The 20449-nt window shown below is 39.5% G+C and carries 19 protein-coding genes; 9 read left to right on the top strand and 10 right to left on the bottom strand.

Annotated features, from left to right (window positions below; all coding sequences use genetic code 11):
• Nucleotides 1-158: 158 nt before the first annotated feature.
• From FBD94_RS01565 to FBD94_RS01550, 4 genes are all read right to left on the bottom strand, one after another.
• Entirely contained in the window at nt 159-1352 is a 1194-nt protein-coding gene (locus tag FBD94_RS01565; protein WP_131607600.1) for a phosphoglycerate kinase, read from the bottom strand.
• Nucleotides 1353-1394: 42 nt separating this feature from the next.
• Nucleotides 1395-1826: a GNAT family N-acetyltransferase gene (locus tag FBD94_RS01560; RefSeq protein WP_131607599.1), complete on the bottom strand. Its 432-nt coding sequence runs from the start codon at nt 1824-1826 to the stop codon at nt 1395-1397.
• Complete coding sequence (gap, locus tag FBD94_RS01555) at nt 1819-2814, bottom strand: type I glyceraldehyde-3-phosphate dehydrogenase (protein WP_131607598.1); 996 nt, start codon at nt 2812-2814, stop codon at nt 1819-1821. The genes FBD94_RS01560 and gap overlap by 8 nt, the downstream gene beginning before the upstream one ends.
• Nucleotides 2815-2955: 141 nt before the next feature.
• Complete coding sequence (locus tag FBD94_RS01550) at nt 2956-3558, bottom strand: DUF1269 domain-containing protein (RefSeq protein ID WP_131607597.1); 603 nt, start codon at nt 3556-3558, stop codon at nt 2956-2958.
• 114 nt (nt 3559-3672) lie between these two features.
• On the opposite strand from FBD94_RS01550, the gene xrtY reads away from it, so the two are divergent.
• Complete coding sequence (xrtY, locus tag FBD94_RS26540; protein WP_131607596.1) at nt 3673-4188, top strand: exosortase Y; 516 nt, start codon at nt 3673-3675, stop codon at nt 4186-4188.
• 187 nt (nt 4189-4375) lie between these two features.
• On the opposite strand, the gene FBD94_RS01540 is transcribed toward xrtY, so the two are convergent.
• The gene (locus FBD94_RS01540; RefSeq protein ID WP_136878842.1) at nt 4376-5956 is read right to left on the bottom strand and encodes a M1 family metallopeptidase; all 1581 of its coding nucleotides are present in this window, start codon (nt 5954-5956) and stop codon (nt 4376-4378) included.
• A 108-nt stretch (nt 5957-6064) separates the two neighbouring features.
• Between FBD94_RS01540 and FBD94_RS01535 the strand changes: the two genes are divergently transcribed.
• On the top strand, nt 6065-6259 hold the full coding sequence (locus FBD94_RS01535; protein ID WP_131607594.1) for a hypothetical protein: 195 nt from the start codon (nt 6065-6067) through the stop codon (nt 6257-6259).
• 1 nt (nt 6260) lies between these two features.
• On the opposite strand, the gene FBD94_RS01530 is transcribed toward FBD94_RS01535, so the two are convergent.
• The gene (locus FBD94_RS01530; RefSeq protein ID WP_131607593.1) at nt 6261-8171 is read right to left on the bottom strand and encodes an AAA domain-containing protein; all 1911 of its coding nucleotides are present in this window, start codon (nt 8169-8171) and stop codon (nt 6261-6263) included.
• A 221-nt stretch (nt 8172-8392) separates the two neighbouring features.
• Between FBD94_RS01530 and FBD94_RS01525 the strand changes: the two genes are divergently transcribed.
• Nucleotides 8393-8710: a DUF6686 family protein gene (locus tag FBD94_RS01525; protein ID WP_225874638.1), complete on the top strand. Its 318-nt coding sequence runs from the start codon at nt 8393-8395 to the stop codon at nt 8708-8710.
• Between the two features lie 69 nt (nt 8711-8779).
• On the opposite strand, the gene FBD94_RS01520 is transcribed toward FBD94_RS01525, so the two are convergent.
• Nucleotides 8780-11584, bottom strand: a complete 2805-nt coding sequence (locus FBD94_RS01520) for an FAD-binding and (Fe-S)-binding domain-containing protein (RefSeq protein ID WP_131607592.1) — start codon at nt 11582-11584, stop codon at nt 8780-8782.
• A gap of 102 nt (nt 11585-11686) precedes the next feature.
• A complete protein-coding gene (locus FBD94_RS01515; protein ID WP_131607591.1) occupies nt 11687-11983 on the bottom strand; it encodes a hypothetical protein in 297 nt (98 codons plus the stop codon).
• 262 nt (nt 11984-12245) lie between these two features.
• On the opposite strand from FBD94_RS01515, the gene FBD94_RS01510 reads away from it, so the two are divergent.
• The 4 genes from FBD94_RS01510 (at nt 12246) to FBD94_RS01495 (ending at nt 16419) form a co-directional block, all read left to right on the top strand.
• Nucleotides 12246-12482: a hypothetical protein gene (locus FBD94_RS01510; RefSeq protein ID WP_136878841.1), complete on the top strand. Its 237-nt coding sequence runs from the start codon at nt 12246-12248 to the stop codon at nt 12480-12482.
• 72 nt (nt 12483-12554) lie between these two features.
• Entirely contained in the window at nt 12555-13724 is a 1170-nt protein-coding gene (locus tag FBD94_RS01505) for an HlyD family secretion protein (RefSeq protein ID WP_131607589.1), read from the top strand.
• An 8-nt stretch (nt 13725-13732) separates the two neighbouring features.
• Complete coding sequence (locus tag FBD94_RS01500) at nt 13733-15898, top strand: peptidase domain-containing ABC transporter (protein ID WP_131607588.1); 2166 nt, start codon at nt 13733-13735, stop codon at nt 15896-15898.
• Nucleotides 15899-15990: 92 nt separating this feature from the next.
• The gene (locus FBD94_RS01495; protein WP_131607587.1) at nt 15991-16419 is read left to right on the top strand and encodes an SRPBCC family protein; all 429 of its coding nucleotides are present in this window, start codon (nt 15991-15993) and stop codon (nt 16417-16419) included.
• A gap of 128 nt (nt 16420-16547) precedes the next feature.
• Here the strand turns inward: FBD94_RS01495 and obgE are convergent, their stop codons facing one another.
• Nucleotides 16548-17549: a GTPase ObgE gene (gene obgE / locus FBD94_RS01490; protein WP_131607586.1), complete on the bottom strand. Its 1002-nt coding sequence runs from the start codon at nt 17547-17549 to the stop codon at nt 16548-16550.
• Between the two features lie 74 nt (nt 17550-17623).
• A complete protein-coding gene (locus FBD94_RS01485; RefSeq protein ID WP_131607585.1) occupies nt 17624-18193 on the bottom strand; it encodes an adenylate kinase in 570 nt (189 codons plus the stop codon).
• A gap of 444 nt (nt 18194-18637) precedes the next feature.
• Here FBD94_RS01485 and FBD94_RS01480 point away from each other — a divergent pair, with 444 nt between their 5' ends.
• Together FBD94_RS01480 and FBD94_RS01475 are read left to right on the top strand one after the other, a co-directional pair.
• On the top strand, nt 18638-19216 hold the full coding sequence (locus tag FBD94_RS01480; protein ID WP_131607584.1) for an RNA polymerase sigma factor: 579 nt from the start codon (nt 18638-18640) through the stop codon (nt 19214-19216).
• 76 nt (nt 19217-19292) lie between these two features.
• Entirely contained in the window at nt 19293-20405 is a 1113-nt protein-coding gene (locus FBD94_RS01475) for a FecR family protein (protein WP_131607583.1), read from the top strand.
• Nucleotides 20406-20449 lie beyond the last annotated feature (44 nt).

Here is a 20449-nt window from a genome sequence, read left to right as displayed (position 1 = left end):
TACCACTTTTTACCACATTCTACCACAAAAAATTATCAACATATTTCATACCAATATTTTTCTGCCTTTAAACCATCAAAAACGCAGAAAATATGGTGGTAAACAAAAACAGGCGTTTCGTAAAAACGAAACGCCTGTCCTAAAAAATATCCTTAGCGTTAGTCATTAATTGCCTTAACACCAGGCAACTCCTTACCTTCCATATATTCCAGCAATGCACCACCACCAGTAGACACATAACTAACCTTATCTTCTAAATTGAATTTAGCAATCGCCGCAGCCGAATCACCACCGCCAATTAAAGAGAAAGCACCGTTTTTCTGTGTTGCAGCAACAACAGCATCCGCAACCGCACGTGTACCTTGCTCAAAATTTGCCATTTCAAATACACCCATTGGGCCATTCCACAACAAAGTCTTAGAGTTAGCGATCACTTCAGAAAACAAAGCGACTGTTTTTGGACCAATATCTAAGCCCATCCAATCTGCAGGAATCTGTCCTGTATCCACCGTACCCTTACTTGCCTCATTATCAAACTTATCAGCAATAACCGTATCTAAAGGCAAATATAAATTAACACCCTTAGCTTTAGCCTGCTCTAACAATTCTAAACACAAAGCCATTCTATCTGCTTCTAGTAAAGATGTTCCGATTTCACCACCTTGTGCTTTTGCAAAAGTATAAGCCATACCGCCACCAATAATTAAGTTATCTACTTTATCTAGCAAACTCTCAATCAGTAAAATTTTATCCGACACTTTCGCGCCACCCATAATTGCAGTAAAAGGCTTAGCAGCACCTACATTTACCTTTTCAGCATTTTTCAATTCTTCAGCCATTAAATAACCGAAGTATTTTTCAGTAGGAAAAAACTCAGCAACAATAGCTGTCGATGCATGCGCACGGTGCGCTGTTCCGAAAGCATCATTTACATATACATCACCTAACTTCGCTAATTTTCCAGCAAAGTCACGATCACCTTTTTCTTCTTCTTTATGAAAACGTAAATTCTCCAAAAGCAAAACCTGACCAGGTTCTAAGTTCTTTGCTTTTTCTACAGCATCAGCACCAATACAATCATCAGCAAACTTCACCTGCAAATCAAGCATCCTCGAAAGATCACCTAAAATATGCTTTAAAGAGTTTTTATCATCTGGTCCACCTTTAGGTCTACCTAAATGCGACATCAAAATTACAGCACCACCATCATTCAGTATTTTTTGAATAGTTGGCAATGCAGCACGCATCCTTTTATCATCAGTAATATTAAAATCACTATCAAAAGGAACGTTAAAATCTACTCTAACTAAAGCCTTCTTGTCTTTAAAATTGCATTGATCTATTGTTTTCATTTTAAATATTTTGTTTTCGATTAAGGTTGGTTTGCGTGTATTTTATGAGATAATTTTAATCATATTAAAATGAGGACCTATCTCTGGCACCTCATATTCTTCCGAAATTACCTCAAAGCCCAGTTTTTCATAAAAACCGACAGCAGAACTACGCGCATGACACCAAATATAAGAAGCATTAGCAGATCTCAGCTCATTAATTGCAAATTTTATAAGATCCGAGCCACAACCTTTACCTGAAAAAGCAGGATCTGTAGCCATACCTCGCAATCTAAAGCCTCCAGCACCTCTACCCTCACAATCTTCTGGAAAAAAAGTAGCTATTGAGGCCAATCTATCTTCCACAAAACATCCCAAATGAAAATTACCCTCAGTTTCGTCAGTCGGAAAAATGCATTTATCCAGCCCAGCATTGTTCCGCAAGACAAGATTTCTTAATCCAAGCGTTTCTGTCGTTGTAATGTATTTAATCATGATGCTTTTCTATTTTCTGAACTAAATCAGCCAATCTGGAAGAATAACCAGATTCATTGTCATACCAGCCTACAACTTTTACCAGATCGCCAACAATAGAAGTCAACTGTGCATCAAAAATGCAAGAATGCGGATTATCCAAAATATCCACCGAAACAATCGGATCTTCGGTATACTCCACAATAGCACTCAATTCATTCTCAGAAGCCTTTTTAAAGGCAGCATTAATATCTTCTTTGGTAGTAGGACTTTTTAAAATACAAGTAAAATCGGTCAATGATCCATTCAATACAGGCACCCTTATCCCAGCACCACCTAGCTTACCTTCCAAATGCGGAAAAATATTAGTGATGGCTTTAGCTGCTCCTGTACTTGTAGGAATAATAGAAGCAGAAGCCGCGCGAGCTCTTCTTAAATCTTTATGAGGCGAATCATGTAGATTCTGATCACCCGTCATAGAATGTATCGTAGTAATATAACCATCTAGTATCCCCCAATTGTCGTCCAATATCTTTACCATTGGTGCAACATTGTTAGTTGTACAAGATGCGTTTGACAGGATAGGCGAACTCAAATCTATTTCGGCATCGTTCACCCCCAACACCACCATCGGCACTTCTTTATCAGGTGATGGTGCAGATATCAATACCTGTTTCGCACCAGCTTTCAAATGAAGTTCAGCGCCGGCCTTTGTGGTAAACTTACCGGTCGACTCCAAAACAAGGTCAATCCCTAAAGTAGCCCAAGGCAAATCTTCAGGTTTCTTTATATTATATACTAGAATTTTCTTTCCATTGATGACCAAGCCATCATCCTCATAACTCACCTTTCCTTTAAATCCCCTATGAACGGTATCGTACTTAAAAAGGTGAGCTAAAGTAGCTGGATCGCCAAGATCATTTATGGCAACAACATTGATGTTTCTTTCTATTGCACTGCGTAAAAAAATACGTCCAATTCTTCCAAAACCATTAATCGCTAATTTCATTTGCTCGTATAAATATGGGCGCAAAAGTACCTATATTCTTTAACGTAGTGGTAGTTTTATTGTTTATTTACTATTCACTAACACTGTCATGAAGCCAACTAACATCAACTACCCGGTCTATAGGTCAGCATCGATGTTAAATTATTTTTTAATCTCCGTAAGTCTCTTTTTCTGACTTTTTAGCCTACTCTCAATTCTCTTCTGTTTTTCTTCATCCAAGCCTGTCCCTGCCTGCTGATCACTATTAATCCAGGCTTCATATTGTTTAGCCTGATAATCAGCATCAAACACCTTATTATGCACTTCATAACGAGTAATCAAGGTAGCTAAAGGCTCCAACACTGTATCAACAGGTGTTTTCCAGTCTTCCCAAACATGGGCAATTAACACTGATTTCCCGTTGGGGATTTGCTTTGATACCACATCAAGATAGTCAGACCGATCTTCCGCCCTCAAAGTCTCCCCTGCAGAGCCCGCAATCATCCCCCCAGCTACACCAATAATAAATCCCAGAGGCCCAGCTAAAAGTCCAACCAATCCACCAACTAAGGCTCCTCCCGCCACTCCAGAACCCGCAGCCTTATCAGTTGCTGATTTAATTGAGGTTTCACCTGTCTTACTCTTAGTTAGCAAGTACGACTCTCCTAAAGATAAATCATGGATCAAATCCAATTCCTGTAATGCCTTTAAACCGGTAAATGCATCCGCCTCATTGTCAAATACTGCTTGAATTATCTTTTCCATACGCTTTGTCTATCTATGATTATATAAGACAAATGGAAAGGAGCTTTGTTTTAGGTAAACAAAGCCATAGCTTTTTTTAATCCACCTAAAAAAATAAACTTTACTAAAAAATATATGCTGGGTGGAGTCCGATTTTCAATAAATTTCCTGATACTCTTTGTTACCTTTTATGGCTTTAACATAGGGTATATTGGGATCACAAGCCCTGGAGGACTATACTTCCCATTTTTAGATGATCATTTGAATTATATAGAACTGTGGCGTAACCTATATATTGCTGCCGCAGCAAAAATACTAGAACTCATGGGTTATGTGGTTTACACAACCAACATCAGTTTAAAAGTTGAAAGCCATTCAGGATTCAGACTCGTCTACTCCTGCCTTGGCTATGGAATCATGAGCTGTTTCTCGGCCTTTGTCCTTGCCTTCCCAAAACCACTTCGCTCACGCCTTACCTTTATTTGCGTCGGACTAAGTCTAATTTTAAGCATGAATCTATGCCGCTTGATACTGATCTCTTTATTTTACAATCCAAAAATAACCATGCTTTCTGTCAATCACCACGACATTTTCAATGCGGTTTTGTATATTGCAATTCTATTCATAAGCTATATATGGGTTAATTCCTGAGACAACCTTAGTACCAGGACAACAGCTATCAATTCCTAAAAAAATCGTAATCGAGTTCAAAAAACAACCTATAATTGCGGGGACGTTGTTGGGGCCTTACCGGGGTGTTGACGAGGCATTGCTGGGGCCAGCGGCCTGCTCAACACCCCTCCAAATATTGGCTAATATACCTTGAAGGTACCAGATGCTATTGAAACTTTCCTTCTTTCTTCAGCAATTCGAAATACTTATCTAAATTGATGCCGAGCGATTGCTCAAATGCAGCCTTTAAATCTTCTGGTTGTGGGTGTTTTCCTTTCCACAAGTTAAAATAAAGCTTAAAAGCATTATCCATCTTTTCACGCCCTACTCCATCTTCCAGAATATACAACCACAAAGCCGTTTTTAAGTACGAAGCTTCGCTATACTGATCAGACGAAGGAAACTTGTCCGAAGGGATATCAATAGCTGAGGTCATAGGCGCTCCACTCAAAGCACCATAAATCGAGGCCAAAAATTCTTTAACCGGCAAAGCCTGAACTTCAACAGGGATGCCATCGCCAAATACAGAATTGGACCGGTACTTTTCGGCTTCATATCTGAACTGGAAATAAGTATTCAATCCTTCATCCTGCCAGGCATGTTGTCTTTCATTACTCCCCAACATACTCATAAACCAATTGTGTCCAACCTCATGTGCAATCACTGCATCTAATGATTCTTTTTTAGCATCGGGACTGGTGATTAGCGTAATTGTTGGATATTCCATCCCACCACTGGAATTATTTTTAGGCCCTTCTACTACCTGCACTACAGGATATTCATATTCCCCAATCCATTTACTATAACGCTTAGTCGCGTCCTTTGCATAGTCAATGCTATAATTCCACAAAGTGCTGTCCTTATTGTGATAATAGGTAAAAGCATCAACTATTTTACCCGACTCTAGTTTTAAAGTATCGTATTGAATCACAAAGTCCTTATCTGCAAACCAGGCAAAATCAGGTACATTATTGATCTTATAATTCAATTTTTTAACGCCGTTTTTATTTTTTGCAACATAAAGCGCAGGCTTGGCATTGCGATCAGCAACATTCTTAGCACCTACCTTTTTATAGGTAGCCAGCTCGTCCACGTTTTGTAGCATACCTGTTGCCCCAACTACATAATCAGCAGGCACCGTAATATTTACATTAAAAGAAGCATAGTCACTATAATACTCTCCCATATCCAGATAAGGAAACTCATGCCAGCCATTCTTATCAAATACCGCCGGTTTTGGGTACCACTGACAAACCATAAATTCACCATCTGCAAAGCCAGATCTAGAGAAATACGAAGGCAACTTCACTTTAAAATCAGTAGTAATACTTACAGAATCGCCAGGCTTTAACGGCTTCGGCAATTTCAGTTTAATCACATCAATATATTGTGGATTTGGATGCGCTTCGGTAGTCGCAACTTTGCCATCGACTTTAAAATTCAAGCCCTCTATACTCCCATGAGTATATTTCTCCAGCTTTGCAGCTCTGGCGGTATCATTTTTCAATTGCTGAAACAAGGCCGTATTTTCATTTTTATAGGCATTAGGCCAGATATGAAACCAGATAAAGTTAAGCGTAGAAGGCGAATTGTTTTTATACACAATTGTTTCAAAGCCTTTCAATGACTTTTCCTGGTCGTTTAATGCGACATCTATTTTGTAACTTACATGCTGCTGCCAATATTTTTCTTGTGCAAAAACTATTGAGCTAAAAAAAATAAGAACAATGGTAATGTATTTTTTCATCGGTAAATGTTGTTTTTCGTACGAAAGATAATAATTTTTATGATGGATTAATCAAAACCTATTCCGGCCTGACGCTGTTTATTAAGATGAACCAAAAAACATACAGCAATGAAAACCCCTAAAAAACAAAACGCCAACCTCATTAAAAAACACAACCATCCAGATGGATTGGATAAATGGAATGACCGTTTAGACCGCAACCTGGAAAGCGAAAGAGAAGGCAATTCATTAGCAGATGAAAACGCCAGAGATTATTCAGAAAAATATGGAAGTGGAGACCAATCGGATGAAGATTCCGACTAAGCTAATCCACATCAGCAAACTCCCATGCACTCTGATAAGCATCCATCTGCTCCGCATAATTGATAAAATCGGCATAAAAAGGTAATCTCGATAAGGTTGCACTATCTCCAATTACAACGAGCTTTTTCCTTGCCCTGGTCATAGCCACATTCATCCGGCGAATATCCGATAAAAAGCCTATCGCTCCTTCATCATTACTTCTGGTCATGCCGATATAAACAATATCCCTTTCCTGCCCCTGAAAACTATCAATGGTATTCACTGAAATCTTACTGGCATATTCCTGCAAAGTAGGATGATTGATCAACAAGTCTTTTAACACATGAATCTGCTGCTTATAGGGTGAGATCACAGCTACAGTAGGAAAATTTTCAACGGTATAAACGGCACTTAGCTGGGTAAATAACTGCGTCATATGCTTCAATAAAAACACAGCCTCTTCTGGATTATAGGTACTGGTGCCTTCCGTTTTCTCCTCAAATCCACAACCAGCAGTATCAATAAAAGCCAATGGCGCATCCCCTTCAAATAACAAATGACTAGCTACAGAGCCATTCGCCTTTAGCTTCCCTTCATAAAACACCGAAGAAGAATAATTCATGATCTTCTCATTCATCCGATATTGTTCTTCCAGCAAAACAACAGCCTCTGGGTGCAATGCCACACATTTTTCCAGTAAAGTCATACTTAGACCGGCCTTAGCAGCTGCATTAGATTTTATAGTAGGTGATAACTGGCAGTGATCTCCCGCCAATACAAGTTTTTGTGCTTTCAAAATTGGAATCCAGCAAGCAGGCTCCAAAGCCTGCCCAGCCTCGTCAATTACAACCGTATCAAACATACGGTCTCTAACGGTATAATGGCTGGCACCAACCAATGTTGCTGTAATCACCTGAGCCTTATCTAACAGATCGTCCATGATATATTGCTCGGTATTGGCAACGGCTTTCATGATTTTATGCGCCTCATCAAAAAGGGCCTTACGTTGCTCCTTTTCAGCTCTACCAAAATTCCTTTTGTATTTATGAGCCATATTTTTATACTCCGCAGCCTGCTTTTTCAAGTCTTTAACCTCTTTTATAGTGCCATGGTTAGCCATTTTACCATCTAAAGTTAAAGAAAACAGTTTTTCCGAGACCCTTGCAGGATTCCCAATGCGAAGTACATTCAAGCCCTCGTAAGACAGCTTTTCAGTCAACAAATCTACAGCAGTATTACTGGGGGCTACCACTAAAATCTGTCTGCCTTTATCTTTAATTAATGCCTTAATCGCCTGTACAAGCGTAGTAGTCTTACCAGTACCTGGCGGGCCATGCACAATCGCCAATTGCTCTGCGGCAACAATACGGTTTACAGCCAATTGCTGTACCTCATTTAACTTAGCAATTGGATAATGAAAAATATCAGTCGCAAAAGAAGGGGTATCTGCTCCCGTTAACACTTTTATCAACTGATGATCATCACCCTGCTCATTCCGTAAGGAAGCCCGTTTAAGCGCTCCCTGCATTTCATCATAAGTGTGATCATCAAAAAGCACATCAATTCCCAATTTACCATCTCTGGCCCAATCAGGTAATTCATCTGTACGTAAAGTAATTTTTAAGCGACTACCGCCCTGGTAAGCAATTACGCCCTCAACCCGGTCGTTTTTCGGGTCATGATTCGAAAACAATACCGCAGGCATACCAAACCTTAACTGATGTGGCAAATCCTGATGTGTTGTCCGCTCTACTTCAACAGTCAGATAGTCTCCCCTACTCATTTCCGATCCACGGATGGCAATAGGATACCAGGTTAACCCGTTCGCTCTACGTTCTGCAACTGAAAGCGTTTCTTTCTGTTTGATATAGCTTTGTAAATCTTCCTCACGTTCCGTTTTTAGAAGATCAAGCAGTTTTTTAAAATATGGCATTCGCGCAAAGATAAGTATAAAGCTGTAACATAATGCCCCAGGCCTATATAGAGGCGACACAACGGAGACCAAATTTATTTTAATTCAACTATTTAGAATGAATATAAATAATAGACACTATATTTATAGCCAAATCAGGAAGTATTGATTTAAACACAAAATAATTCAATTCAGGGGGCAAAATCTCGCGACAATCATCTAATGACTAAAAATTAATTGCGATGTGTATTAACAAAATATTAAGTCAAAAAGGACAAACGATAATTAGTAGCTGTATAGGTTGCAAAAGATTTTACATCTGGCACGACAACCTGATGTTGAGTTTTACAGAGGAGGCATTTATATCTTTTAAAGAAGTGCTCCATAGCCTTTCTTTCGAAGACAGGTGCCTCCCCTTTCCCGGCGGAGAAGAAAGGATAATTCTACATACGCCACACGATGACATTAGTTTTGCTTTTGCTGAAGAAGAATTTGAGTTGTGCAAAGCAGCAATTGATGAAGCTATTTTTATGAAAGAAGTATACAAATTGATGCAATAAGAAAGGTTCTTTTAGAGATTACATTCATCTCAGATTATCCGTATGTGGAATAGAATTATAATGGCTATTTTACAAACACTCGTCAACCAGATACAGAATTGACTCATAATTTTTACTTACCGCATCAGACATCGCCATTTCGCAAGTCTTAGCAGTAGAATAATACCCTGAGTATTCAGCACTTTTCACCTCATTAGCTTCCGGTGCAGTAGCCGCAGCAGTAAGCTCAGGGAAAAGAAACCCCCTATCCCCCGCCATTCCGCAACAACCAGCCATCAAAGGTACTTCTACTTCATGCGCAAACCGGTCTGCAATTTGAAACAACTTGCCTTCCAGTCCCATTTTCTTTAACGTACAAACAGGATGTAAAACGATACTATCTTTTTTATGTACCACATTCAACTTAGGCAACACAAGGTCATGTAAATAATCTATACTGTCGATAATGCTCATTTGATCAAAATAAGCTTTATTTTCATCAGAAAGAACTGTACGACAATGCTGTAAAGTATGCGTACAAGAACTAACATCAAGCACTATAGGTAATTTACCACCTTCAGTCCATTTCCAAAGCTTCCTAACCGTTTCGTTTGAAGTATAAACATAAGCATCCTGATAACCTTTAGAGGAGAATAACTGTCCACAGCAAGTACTGTTAATGTCATCAGGAACAACAATTTCGATTCCAGCCTTAGCAGAAACACTCATAAAGGTTTGTGGCACACTCTTCTTGTTGTCCTTAGCTCCCCCCATCATCCGGTTGATACAGGTAGGAAAATAGACTACAGATCCATTGCGACTTCCTTCGATTTTACCTTTTGTAGGCTGCAACTGATTACTCCACAAAGGCATAGCAGGGATCATCTTTTTCAAACCACCTGTAATGTTTCTCATGGTGGATTCACCAAAAAGTCTGTTCATACCATCACCAGCTTTCACCGCCAAGCCTACTGTAAAGGCCGTGGCACCAAAGTTCTTTGCAACCGTCAAAGCCAGGCCATTAGCAGTTTTGCTATGGCTCTCTCTTCTTAAACGTTTCACCAAATCACCAGTATTGATATCAACAGGACAAGCTGTAGCGCATAAACCATCAACCGCGCAGGTATCCAATCCATCGTATTGGTATTCGCCAACCAACTGATCAAAATCCCGCTTATTGCCCTTTGCCTTTAATATGGCCAGTTCCCGTCGAATCACAATCCTTTGACGCGGTGTAGTGGTAATGTTTCGGCTTGGGCATTTATGCTCGCAATAGCCACATTCAATGCACTTATCTACCTCATGTTCTACTGAAGGCAAAGGCTTTAAATTGGTAATGTGTGCTTTTTTATTTTCGTTAATGATGACTCCGGGGTTGAGCAAATTCTGCGGATCAATGACAGACTTCAACTGCTTCATGATCTGATAAGCCTCTCCTCCCCATTCCGTTTCAATAAAAGGGGCCATATTACGACCAGTACCGTGCTCTGCTTTTAAAGTCCCATCATAGGTCTCAACCACCAACGTTACTACCTCTTGCAAAAACAAATCGTAACGCTCAATTTCCGCGGCGGTATGAAAAGCCTGTGTCACCACAAAGTGGATATTACCATCCTTGGCATGACCAAAGATGATGGCTTCATGGTATTTGTATTTTTTAAACAATTGTTGAAGATCAAGAATAGCATCCCCAAGTTTTGCGACAGGGAAAGCAATATCTTCCAGAATAACGGTAGTCCCGCTAGCCCGTACTGCACCAACAGCAGGGAACATCCCTTTCCTTAGTTTCCAGAAAAAAGCTTGTTCTTTTACATCTTCAGTAAACAAAGGCGCTTCAAGCATAGATAAGAAAGAAGCAGAAGCGAGAAATACATTTTTCTTAGCATGCAACTCTTCTAAGGTATTGGCTTGAAATTCGACCAACAAAGCGGCAGCCGTTTCCGGCAAAGTTTTTAATCTTAATGGCACTCCTTTCAAACTATCGATAGACCTTAAAGAAGCTCTATCCATCAATTCAACAGCCTCGGCACCCGAAACTGTTAAAGGAATGATGGCCTGACAGGCCGCATATATATCAGGGAAATATAAAAAGGCCGTGGTTTTATAAGGATAATCGGGAACAGTTGCCATTACTGCCTCAGCAATAAAGCCTAGCGTTCCTTCGGCACCTATTAAAAGATGTGCCAACACATCCAGCGGATGCTGATGATCAATAAAGGCATTTAAGGAATAGCCTACCGTATTTTTAGTCTCGTATTTTCTGCGGACAAGATCATAAAGTGCAGTATTGTCTCTAAGCTGATCCTGCATCCCCCTTATCGCCTCATAAATATGGCCGCATTCCTTTTCAAACCGCTCGTAATCAGCCACCTTTTCTGTGGTAAAAGTTTTACCATCAGGCAAAATGAAACGGATGTGTTTGGTGGTATGGTAAGAGTTTAACTTCACCCCACAGCACATGCCACTCGAGTTGTTCGATAGAATTCCGCCCATCATCGCAGCATCTATACTGGATGGATCAGGTCCAATCTTTCTTTTATATCGTTTTAAATGGCCATTTACCACGCTTCCTGTAATTCCAGGCTGCACCCTTACCAGATCTCCATTCTCTTCAATCGCTACCTTATTCCAGTATTGACTTAAATCTACAAGAATTCCATCCGTTATCGCCTGACCTGAAAGACTAGTCCCCCCCGTTCTAAAAGTTAAAGGCACCTGATGCTGATGTGAAAAGCGGAATAGTGCTATAATCTCCGATTCAGCAATTGGCCGCACTACAGCTTTAGGCCGTAAATAGTAAAATCCAGCATCCGATGCATAAGCAACAAGATCTATCAATCGTACCTTAATGCGTTCTTTCGGTAAAATATCTTCTAAAAGTTTCCCTATTTCCATTTAAAAAAATGCTTATCCAGGCAAACGAATCCATTACGAATACCTGCTATTAAGCAAAGAAACCATTAAAAAACCATAAATTCCAGTATTTTCTTATTGATTTTAATAGGACGCAACCAAGTTCATCAGCTCAATATTTGGTTCGACTTCCAGTCCACTGGCATCCCTTTGTTCCTGAAAAGCCTTAAACGAATCCATTTCGAGAAAAGTTTGTTGTGCTATTTCATCCTTATATAAGGATAGGTGTGTAAATGTCTTTCCATCTTCCCCCAGGTAAATACTATAACGAATGCCATCGTTATTCATTTTTTGCAAGTCATTTATAAATATGCTAATGTTCTCTTTGTTTTTAGCCACAAATGATGCTTTTACGGTATAAGTTACTTTAACGCTCTTCATAATTCTTTTTTTAATGATTTATCTGAACACAAGACAATCTTCAATTGACAATTGTGACAAAACAGGACAAAATCAATACCGATGTTCAGTAATCCGCTAAGCACTAACGAATTGAACAAACTGAATAAACCACCGAACAGCCAGCTTTATTACTTTCGTTTGTAATGTTGGCCAACATAGGCGTATCCTGAAAAGCCTTATACGAGTAAGGAAGAAATAAAAACATAGAATTACATCATTCCTAAAAACAAATTTTAAAACCATGAAAAAACTAGATTTAAACAATCTTGGTGTTCAAGAACTGAACACTGTTGAAATGACAACAGTAGAAGGTGGTGGTCTGCTAAGCGGACTTGGCTTTCTTAATGGATTAGGTTTAGGCAATTTAGGGGGCGCAACAGCTCCAGTAACAGGGGCTGTAAAAAGTATACTCACCGACACTTTTTCGTTTACTACCAAACAACTGCAGACTGTTTTAGGAGCCCTAGGCGGCTTGTAAAAAACAAATAAACTAATAAATAGCTGTTAACTAATCCTCCCAGTTAACGGCTATTTCAATATCACCGCTCACATGTCGCTATCCACTTATTCTTCAGCAGCCATTTCCAATACTTCCCTTGTTTATCGCTCCAAAATCAACAGGTCTACCCAAATTATTTACCTGGTAACCGTACTCACTATCCTGCTTACAATTGCAGCCCTACCCTTTATCAAAATACCCATCAGTGTAAAGAGCAATGGATTATTGCAATCTTCTATTGAAAAAACAGAACTTACCGTGCCTGTAAATGGCCGTTTGATAAAAATGCAATTAACGGACAACAAAAAGGTTAAGCAGGGAGAAACCTTATTAATTATAGATGCTACATTAGCCAAACAACAAGGCAGCATCGTACAAAACCGACAAGGTCAAACCGCAGCCTTTTTACAAGATATCCGCATCTTGATGGTATATATCAACCGTCATGGTTTCAGCTATCCCCCATTACAAACCGGACAATATACCGCTTCCTGGCAGCAATTTGCTCAGGAACTGGAAAATGCGCGTATCGCTAAAAATCAAGCCGAAAATACTTACGACCGCTACAATAAATTATACCAGAATAAGGCAATTACCGAATCAGAATATGAACGCTACAAATTCGAATTTGCACAATCGCAATCGGCTTATAAAATGATCATCAACCGCTATAAAACGCAATGGCAAACCGAAGCGAACAACCTTCGCACCGAACTACAACAGTTAAGTGGGCAACAGGTTGAATTGAATGAGCAAAAAAAGCAATATACCTTAAAAGCGCCAATTGATGGTTCGATACAAAACCTAACCGGACTACAAGTGGGTGCATACGTATTTGCAAGTCAAAAGATAGGCGAAATATCACCAAACGCGGCTATAACTGCATTTTGCTATGTTAAACCAGCTGATATAGGATTGATCAAAAAAGGACAGGATGTCCGTTTTCAGGTCGACGCTTTTAACTATAATCAATGGGGACTGGCAACTGGCAAGGTCCTCGACATTTCGGATGACATCATTGTCATCGATAATCAACCCGTATTTAAAGTCAGGTGCGATTTTACAAAAGGCTATCTGGAATTAAAAAACGGCTACAAAGGCTACTTAAAAAAAGGCATGAGCTTTACAGCTCGTTTTACCGTTGCCGAACGCAGTTTATACCAGTTGCTGTACGACAAAGTAGATGACTGGGTGAATCCAAACGTAAGCGGAAAGATATAAAAAAGGCTATGAGCATTAAAGTAAAACAACGTGACATTACTGATTGCGGAGCAGCTTGTCTCGCTTCTGTAGCTACACACTATAAATTAAATTTACCAGTTGCCCGAATCAGACAACTCGCAGGCACCGATAAAAAAGGCACCACCATATTAGGCCTTGTAGAGGCTGCACAAAAATTAGGTTTTGAAGCAAAAGGCGTTAAAAGCCCTTTCGAAAGTCTTTTTAAAATACCTACCCCTGCTATAGCCCATGTACTTGTAGACCAGGTTTTACAGCATTATGTAGTCATTTACAAAGTCAGTAGCAAGTTTATCCAGGTTATGGATCCCATTGATGGGCAAATGCAGCGCAAAACCCATGATGAGTTTGAAAAAGAATGGACCGGCACCTTAGTCCTCTTATTACCTGCGGAAACATTTGAACCCGCAGATGCAAAAACCTCCTTGCATGGGCGTTTCTGGAATCTGATAAAACCTCATAAGAGCATTTTAATACAAGCCTTATTTGGAGCCATTGTCTATACTATTTTGGGGCTATCCACTTCCATTTTTGTACAAAAACTAGTCGATTTTGTATTGGTAGATGGCAACAGGAATCTACTCAATCTTATGAGTATGGCCATGGTGGTGATCTTGACCGTGCAGCTTTTTATAGGCACAGCAAAAACCATTTTCACGTTAAAAACAGGGCAAATGATAGATACCCAACTCATATTGGGTTATTACAAACACCTGCTCAAACTACCACAACAGTTTTTCGACACCATGCGTGTCGGTGAAATTATTTCAAGGATCAATGACGCGGTAAAGATCCGAACATTCTTAAACGATGTCAGCATTAACTTTCTGGTCAACATTTTCATTGTCTTCTTTTCTTTTATCGTCATGTTTACCTATTACTGGAAACTGGCCCTATTGATGCTTGCCGTTATCCCGATATACCTTCTGATTTACATCGTAACCAATAAACTAAATAAAAAAGCACAACGTAAGCTGATGGAAAACTCTGCCGAACTGGAATCTCAACTGGTGGAGAGTTTAAATTCCATAGGTACCATCAAGCGCTTCGGGTTAGAGAACCATGCCAACGAAAAAACTGAAACCAGATTTGTAAAGCTGTTACAAACCGGTTTTACCTCTAACATGAACTCCCTATTCTCAGCAACATCCGCTGAGTTAATTTCACGATTGCTCAGTATTGTTTTACTTTGGGTTGGCGCTGGTTTTGTGCTCGACAATAACATTACTCCAGGTGAACTGCTCTCATTTTATACCCTTATCGGTTATTTTACCGGGCCAGTTTCCTCCTTGATCGGCATGAACAAGACTGTACAGGATGCTGTTATTGCTGCCGACAGGCTCTTCGAGATCATGGATCTTGAACGGGAGAACGATGAAAACCAGATTGAACTTACCGCAGATAAAATTGGCGATATACACTTTGAACATGTTTACTTCCGCTATGGAACAAGGGCTCCTGTGTTTGAAGATTTAAGTCTAACCATCCCTCAAGGAAAATTCACGGCAATTGTTGGCGAAAGTGGATCAGGAAAGTCCACACTCATGTCCATACTCCAAAGTATTTACCCCATACAAAAGGGCAATGTGAGCATCGGGAAATACGATCTAAAATACATACGGATGAACTCCCTCCGCCGCGCAGTATCTGTTGTACCTCAAAAAATTGACTTATTTGCCGGCAATGTGATCGACAATATCGCCATTGGCGATGATGAACCAGATATGCAGCGAATATTAGATATTTCAGAGCAACTTGGGATCATCGATTTTATAGAAACCTTATCCAAGGGATTTCAAACTTATCTAGGTGAGAATGGCACTACACTTTCAGGCGGACAAAGACAGCGCATTGCCATTGCCAGAGCGCTATACCGCAAGCCAGAAATTCTAATTTTGGATGAGGCTACCTCTTCATTGGATTCTGCCTCCGAACAATACGTCCAAAAGACAATTGATCTTTTAAAAGCGAATCACAAAACGGTGATTGTAATTGCGCACCGACTAAGCACCTTAAACCAAGCCGATAAGATCATTGTATTGGATAAGGGGGCTGTTGTAGAGCAAGGCACACACAATGAACTATTGTTCAACGCAAATTCGGCTTATGCCAATTTATGGAAAATGCAAATGCCCGAATTGTTAACCAGAACATAAAATAATGGCTTTATGATAATATTAAAAACTGTTTGCCCCTTCTGATAGTTTTAGAATAAGTAAACCGTTTTCTGTAAAATAAATAATAGCCAATGAAAACAGATCCATTTGTAATAGAAAGAACCTTTAGCGCAGCCCCAGCTAAAGTATGGGAAGCTATAACTGATACAAAAAAAATGAAGCAATGGTATTTTAACCTTGAAGCATTTAAACCGGAAGTAGGCTTTAAATTTCAATTTCTAGCAGGTAGTGACACCAAAAAGTACCTCCATATCTGTAAGGTTACTGAGGTAGAAGAAGGTAAAAAATTAACGTATTCCTGGTGTTATGACAATTACCCGGGGCAATCATGGGTTAAATTCGAACTTTTTGAAGCGGGTACAGATACCAGGGTAAAATTAACACATAGTGGCTTGGAGAGCTTCCCAAGCAAAGATGACCCTAATTTTGCCAAGGAAAGCTTTGCTGCCGGATGGACAGAAATCATAGGTAAGAACCTTAAGAATTTCGTAGAGCAGTAGAAACTTCGTAGCGTAATAAAATTGAAATGGGCTGTATCATTTTACATGATACAGCCCATTTCAGTTTTATTTTATCACTGTCGTTATCCTGAAGCGGTCGTCATCCTGAATTATTAATGACGATCGACTTATTTAGCATTAATAGCTTCCCAGATCATATCTTTCAACTGTACCAATCCCTTTTGGGCTACAGATGAGATAAATATGGATGGAATATTTTTAGGAAGTTCCTTTTTCATTTCCGCCATCAACTCATCGTCCAGCATATCTGATTTAGTAATCGCCAACAAATGTGGCTTTTGCATCAGTTCAGAATTGTAATCCTTAAGTTCAGATTTTAATATCTCGTATTCCTCTGTTATGCTTCTGTGCGTATCCGCCGGAACCATAAACAACAATACTGAATTACGTTCTATGTGACGTAGAAAACGATAACCTAAACCTTTACCTTTAGAAGCGCCCTCTATAATACCCGGAATATCGGCCATTACAAACGACTTGCTATCACGGTAAGATACGATACCCAGGTTTGGCACCAAGGTAGTAAAAGGATAATCAGCAATTTCTGGCTTAGCTGCCGAAACCACAGATAGCAAAGTTGATTTACCTGCATTAGGGAAGCCTACTAATCCCACGTCGGCAAGCACCTTAAGCTCCAGTACAATCCACTCTTCTCTTCCTGCCTCACCTGGCTGCGCAAAACGAGGTGTTTGTAGCGTAGGCGTTTTAAAATGCCAGTTACCCAATCCACCACGGCCACCGGCCGTTAGAATTTTAGTTTCTCCTTCTTCCGTAATTTCAAATAGCACTTCTCCTGTCTCCGCATCTTTAGCGATCGTACCCAGGGGCACGTCAAGAATTTCATCTTTACCAGACTTACCAGTAGAAGTTCCGCTTGAACCAGATAAACCATCAGGAGCAATAATGTGTTTACGATATTTTAAGTGAAGTAGTGTCCAGAACTGAGTGTTACCTCTAAGGATGATGTGACCACCGCGACCACCATCACCACCATCTGGACCTCCTGTAGCTGTTCTTATATCACGGTGCAAATGTGCAGAACCTGCCCCTCCTTTACCAGAACGGCAGCATATTTTAACATAATCTACAAAATTGGAACCTTGCGACATAATTTCTGTTTTTTTTATAAATAACAATAGCGGGCAGCATTAAGTTCTGTCCCGCTATCAATAATGTTTTTGTACTAGTATTTGTCTATTACTGCGCTTAAATCAGCAAAGATGTTATCGATTTTACCGATACCATTTACTTTGCTCAATTTATTTTGTGCTTCGTAATAAGGCAAAACGTGGATCGTTTTGCTAAAATATTCTTCAATACGTTTTTGCAGCTTATCTGCCTGATCATCAACACGACCGGTTTCAATCTGGCGTTGTGCAATACGTTTAGTCAGTTCATCCTGATCTACATCAAGTGCAATTACACCCGCAATGCTACTGCCTTTGCTCACTAAAAACTCATCTAGTGCTTGTGCTTGAGGCACTGTGCGAGGAAAACCATCAAATATAAATCCTTTGGCCTGTGGGTTTTTATCCACTTCCTCTTCCAACATAGCGATGGTAATTTCATCAGGAACCAATTGACCTTCAGCAATTAAAGCACTCACTTGTTGTCCAAGTGGTGATTGATTTTTAATGTGTGCCCTGAAAAGATCACCTGTTGAGATGTGGATCAATTGATATTTTTCGATCAATTTTTCAGATTGGGTGCCTTTGCCTGCACCCGGTGGGCCAAAGAGAACAAAATTCAGCATTTGGGTTGTCTTTAAAGTTAAAAAGCCTTCTGCCAGCGTGGCATAAGGCTTTTGGTTGTTATTTAAGCTTTCAAAGTGGACAAGATGCAACTCAAGGAAGATTTAATAATACCTATTGTTACAAACTTTGACTTCACCATTGAAAATATTTTAATTTTACCTATTCAATCCAATCATTATAACACATCCATTTTCAATCCATTAAATCGCTGAATTCGAAAAATAAGGTGGTTAGTTTTGAGGCTGCAAATATATAATTATTAATTTACTATATTTATTTTTTTGCAAAATACTGAAGTCGATTCTGGGTATTAATCAAGTATCTCATCTAACATTCATTATGAAAGGAGCTTTATATTTCAAGTCATCAAAGCCTCATTTTAATACATATATTTCAAATTAAAACAAAAATATCTACCTTCGCCATAGATAATATATACAAATATGTCAACATACAGTAAGTTAAGTGATTACGAACTAACCACCCTATTAAAGGATGGTGATCGTATGGCCTTTACTGAAATATACGACAGGTATTTCTGGCAACTCCATGCCCACGCTTATAAATGGATGCGCAACCGGGAAGAAACCAAAGACATTATCCACGAGCTTTTTTTGGCCCTTTGGGAAAAACGGGAAACTTTATCTTTTGAGCCTAGCCTGCTCAGCTACCTCTCGGCAGCTGTAAGGAACCGTATATTTAATCTACTATCTCATAAACGTATTGAGTCAGCCTACTTAACCACACTGGAAACCTTTTCAAATGAAGACAACTGTGTTACAGACCACTTGGTTAGAGAAAAACAAATGACTGCACTCATTGAAAATGAAATTGCAGGTATGCCGGGAAAAATGCGTGAGGTTTTTCAATTAAGCAGAAAAGAGAACCTAAGCCATAAAGCCATTGCTGGTCAGCTTAACATCTCCGAATTAACCGTAAGGAAGCACGTTCAACATGCCTTAAAAATCTTACGCTTCAAAATCGGAATCTACCTGATTCTATCCCTGCTGATCGGTATTTAATTTTTTTCATTTTTATTTACCCCCTCCACAGTGTTCAACTGTATATCTTTATAAGGCATTAAATGTCTGGTCGAATATGGAAGAAAAAAAGGCACAAGCACTGTTTCAAAAATATATAGCAGGTAATTGTACTGAAGCAGAAAAAGCGCTTCTTGAATCATGGTACCTCCAACATACCCCGGATATTTATCCGGATATGAATGTTGAAGAGCGCTTAGAAGACAAGCAGCAAATACTTGCAGCACTTGAACAAAGTATTGCACCTGTAAAACAAATTGTCTTTTGGCCAAAAATAGCGGCTGTAGCAGCTGTGGTATTCGCATTCGTCAGCTTTGGACTATATACTTATCTGGACAAAAATAAACCTGGACAGCACCATACAGCAGTGGCAAAAACGGATGTCCAACCCGGAAGAAATAAAGCAGTACTTAGGCTGGCAAATGGTCAAACTATTAATTTAAGCGGCGATAAAAAAGGAATTATCATTAAAGCCGATGAACTAGTCTACAATGATGGCACCCAAATTAGCACCAATGCGCTTAATGCTAAAGCTGCAGCACACAACATCATCAGTACCCCGGTAGGCGGACAATATCAGATCATTTTGCAAGATGGGACTAAAGTTTGGCTTAATTCGGCTTCATCATTAAGCTACCCGACCAGCTTTATGGGTAAAGAACGGAAAGTAGAAATTGCGGGCGAAGCTTATTTTGAAGTTGCACAAAATAAAGCTATGCCTTTTAAAGTGATGACTAAAGGTCAAACTGTAGAAGTATTGGGCACTCATTTTAATGTAATGGCTTACGAAAATGAACAGGCCATAAAAACAACACTACTCGAAGGATCAGTAAAAGTAAGCAACCAATCAGCCGCTAAATACCTCGTTCCAGGACAACAGGCTCAGGTAGCTGGACAGCACATTACAATTGCCAATCATGTCGATTTAGAGGAAGTCGTTTCCTGGAAAAATGGGTATTTCAAGTTTAATGAAGACATTAAAAGCATCATGAATAAAATTGCCAGATGGTACGATATAGACGTAGTATACAAGCCTGGAGTAGATTTAAACCAAACCTTTTCAGGTGAAGTCTCTAAAACCAGAAATGTGTCTGCCCTACTAAAGGTGATGGAACTAACCGGAAATGTAAACTTTAAAATTGAAGGAAGGAGGATCATCGTTATGCCATAAAACTACACATAAAGATGACCTTAAAAAGAAACCGGGAATGATTG

The organism is Pedobacter hiemivivus (assembly GCF_005144565.1).
In the GTDB taxonomy this organism is placed as follows: domain Bacteria; phylum Bacteroidota; class Bacteroidia; order Sphingobacteriales; family Sphingobacteriaceae; genus Pedobacter; species Pedobacter hiemivivus.
Note: the sequence above shows the minus strand (reverse complement) of the source record. Positions and strands in the feature narration are given on the sequence as shown.

Coding starts and splice junctions, on each gene's coding strand:
- FBD94_RS01500 (WP_131607588.1), top strand. CDS start 13,733: ATGAGCATTAAAGTAAAACAACGTGACATTACTGATTGCGGAGCAGCT.
- obgE (WP_131607586.1), bottom strand. CDS start 17,549: ATGTCGCAAGGTTCCAATTTTGTAGATTATGTTAAAATATGCTGCCGT.
- FBD94_RS01560 (WP_131607599.1), bottom strand. CDS start 1,826: ATGATTAAATACATTACAACGACAGAAACGCTTGGATTAAGAAATCTT.
- FBD94_RS01495 (WP_131607587.1), top strand. CDS start 15,991: ATGAAAACAGATCCATTTGTAATAGAAAGAACCTTTAGCGCAGCCCCA.
- FBD94_RS01565 (WP_131607600.1), bottom strand. CDS start 1,352: ATGAAAACAATAGATCAATGCAATTTTAAAGACAAGAAGGCTTTAGTT.
- FBD94_RS01530 (WP_131607593.1), bottom strand. CDS start 8,171: ATGCCATATTTTAAAAAACTGCTTGATCTTCTAAAAACGGAACGTGAG.
- FBD94_RS01520 (WP_131607592.1), bottom strand. CDS start 11,584: ATGGAAATAGGGAAACTTTTAGAAGATATTTTACCGAAAGAACGCATT.
- FBD94_RS01540 (WP_136878842.1), bottom strand. CDS start 5,956: ATGAAAAAATACATTACCATTGTTCTTATTTTTTTTAGCTCAATAGTT.
- gap (WP_131607598.1), bottom strand. CDS start 2,814: ATGAAATTAGCGATTAATGGTTTTGGAAGAATTGGACGTATTTTTTTA.
- FBD94_RS01535 (WP_131607594.1), top strand. CDS start 6,065: ATGAAAACCCCTAAAAAACAAAACGCCAACCTCATTAAAAAACACAAC.
- FBD94_RS01525 (WP_225874638.1), top strand. CDS start 8,393: ATGTGTATTAACAAAATATTAAGTCAAAAAGGACAAACGATAATTAGT.
- FBD94_RS01550 (WP_131607597.1), bottom strand. CDS start 3,558: ATGGAAAAGATAATTCAAGCAGTATTTGACAATGAGGCGGATGCATTT.
- FBD94_RS01510 (WP_136878841.1), top strand. CDS start 12,246: ATGAAAAAACTAGATTTAAACAATCTTGGTGTTCAAGAACTGAACACT.
- FBD94_RS01485 (WP_131607585.1), bottom strand. CDS start 18,193: ATGCTGAATTTTGTTCTCTTTGGCCCACCGGGTGCAGGCAAAGGCACC.
- FBD94_RS01515 (WP_131607591.1), bottom strand. CDS start 11,983: ATGAAGAGCGTTAAAGTAACTTATACCGTAAAAGCATCATTTGTGGCT.
- FBD94_RS01480 (WP_131607584.1), top strand. CDS start 18,638: ATGTCAACATACAGTAAGTTAAGTGATTACGAACTAACCACCCTATTA.
- FBD94_RS01505 (WP_131607589.1), top strand. CDS start 12,555: ATGTCGCTATCCACTTATTCTTCAGCAGCCATTTCCAATACTTCCCTT.
- FBD94_RS01475 (WP_131607583.1), top strand. CDS start 19,293: ATGGAAGAAAAAAAGGCACAAGCACTGTTTCAAAAATATATAGCAGGT.
- xrtY (WP_131607596.1), top strand. CDS start 3,673: ATGCTGGGTGGAGTCCGATTTTCAATAAATTTCCTGATACTCTTTGTT.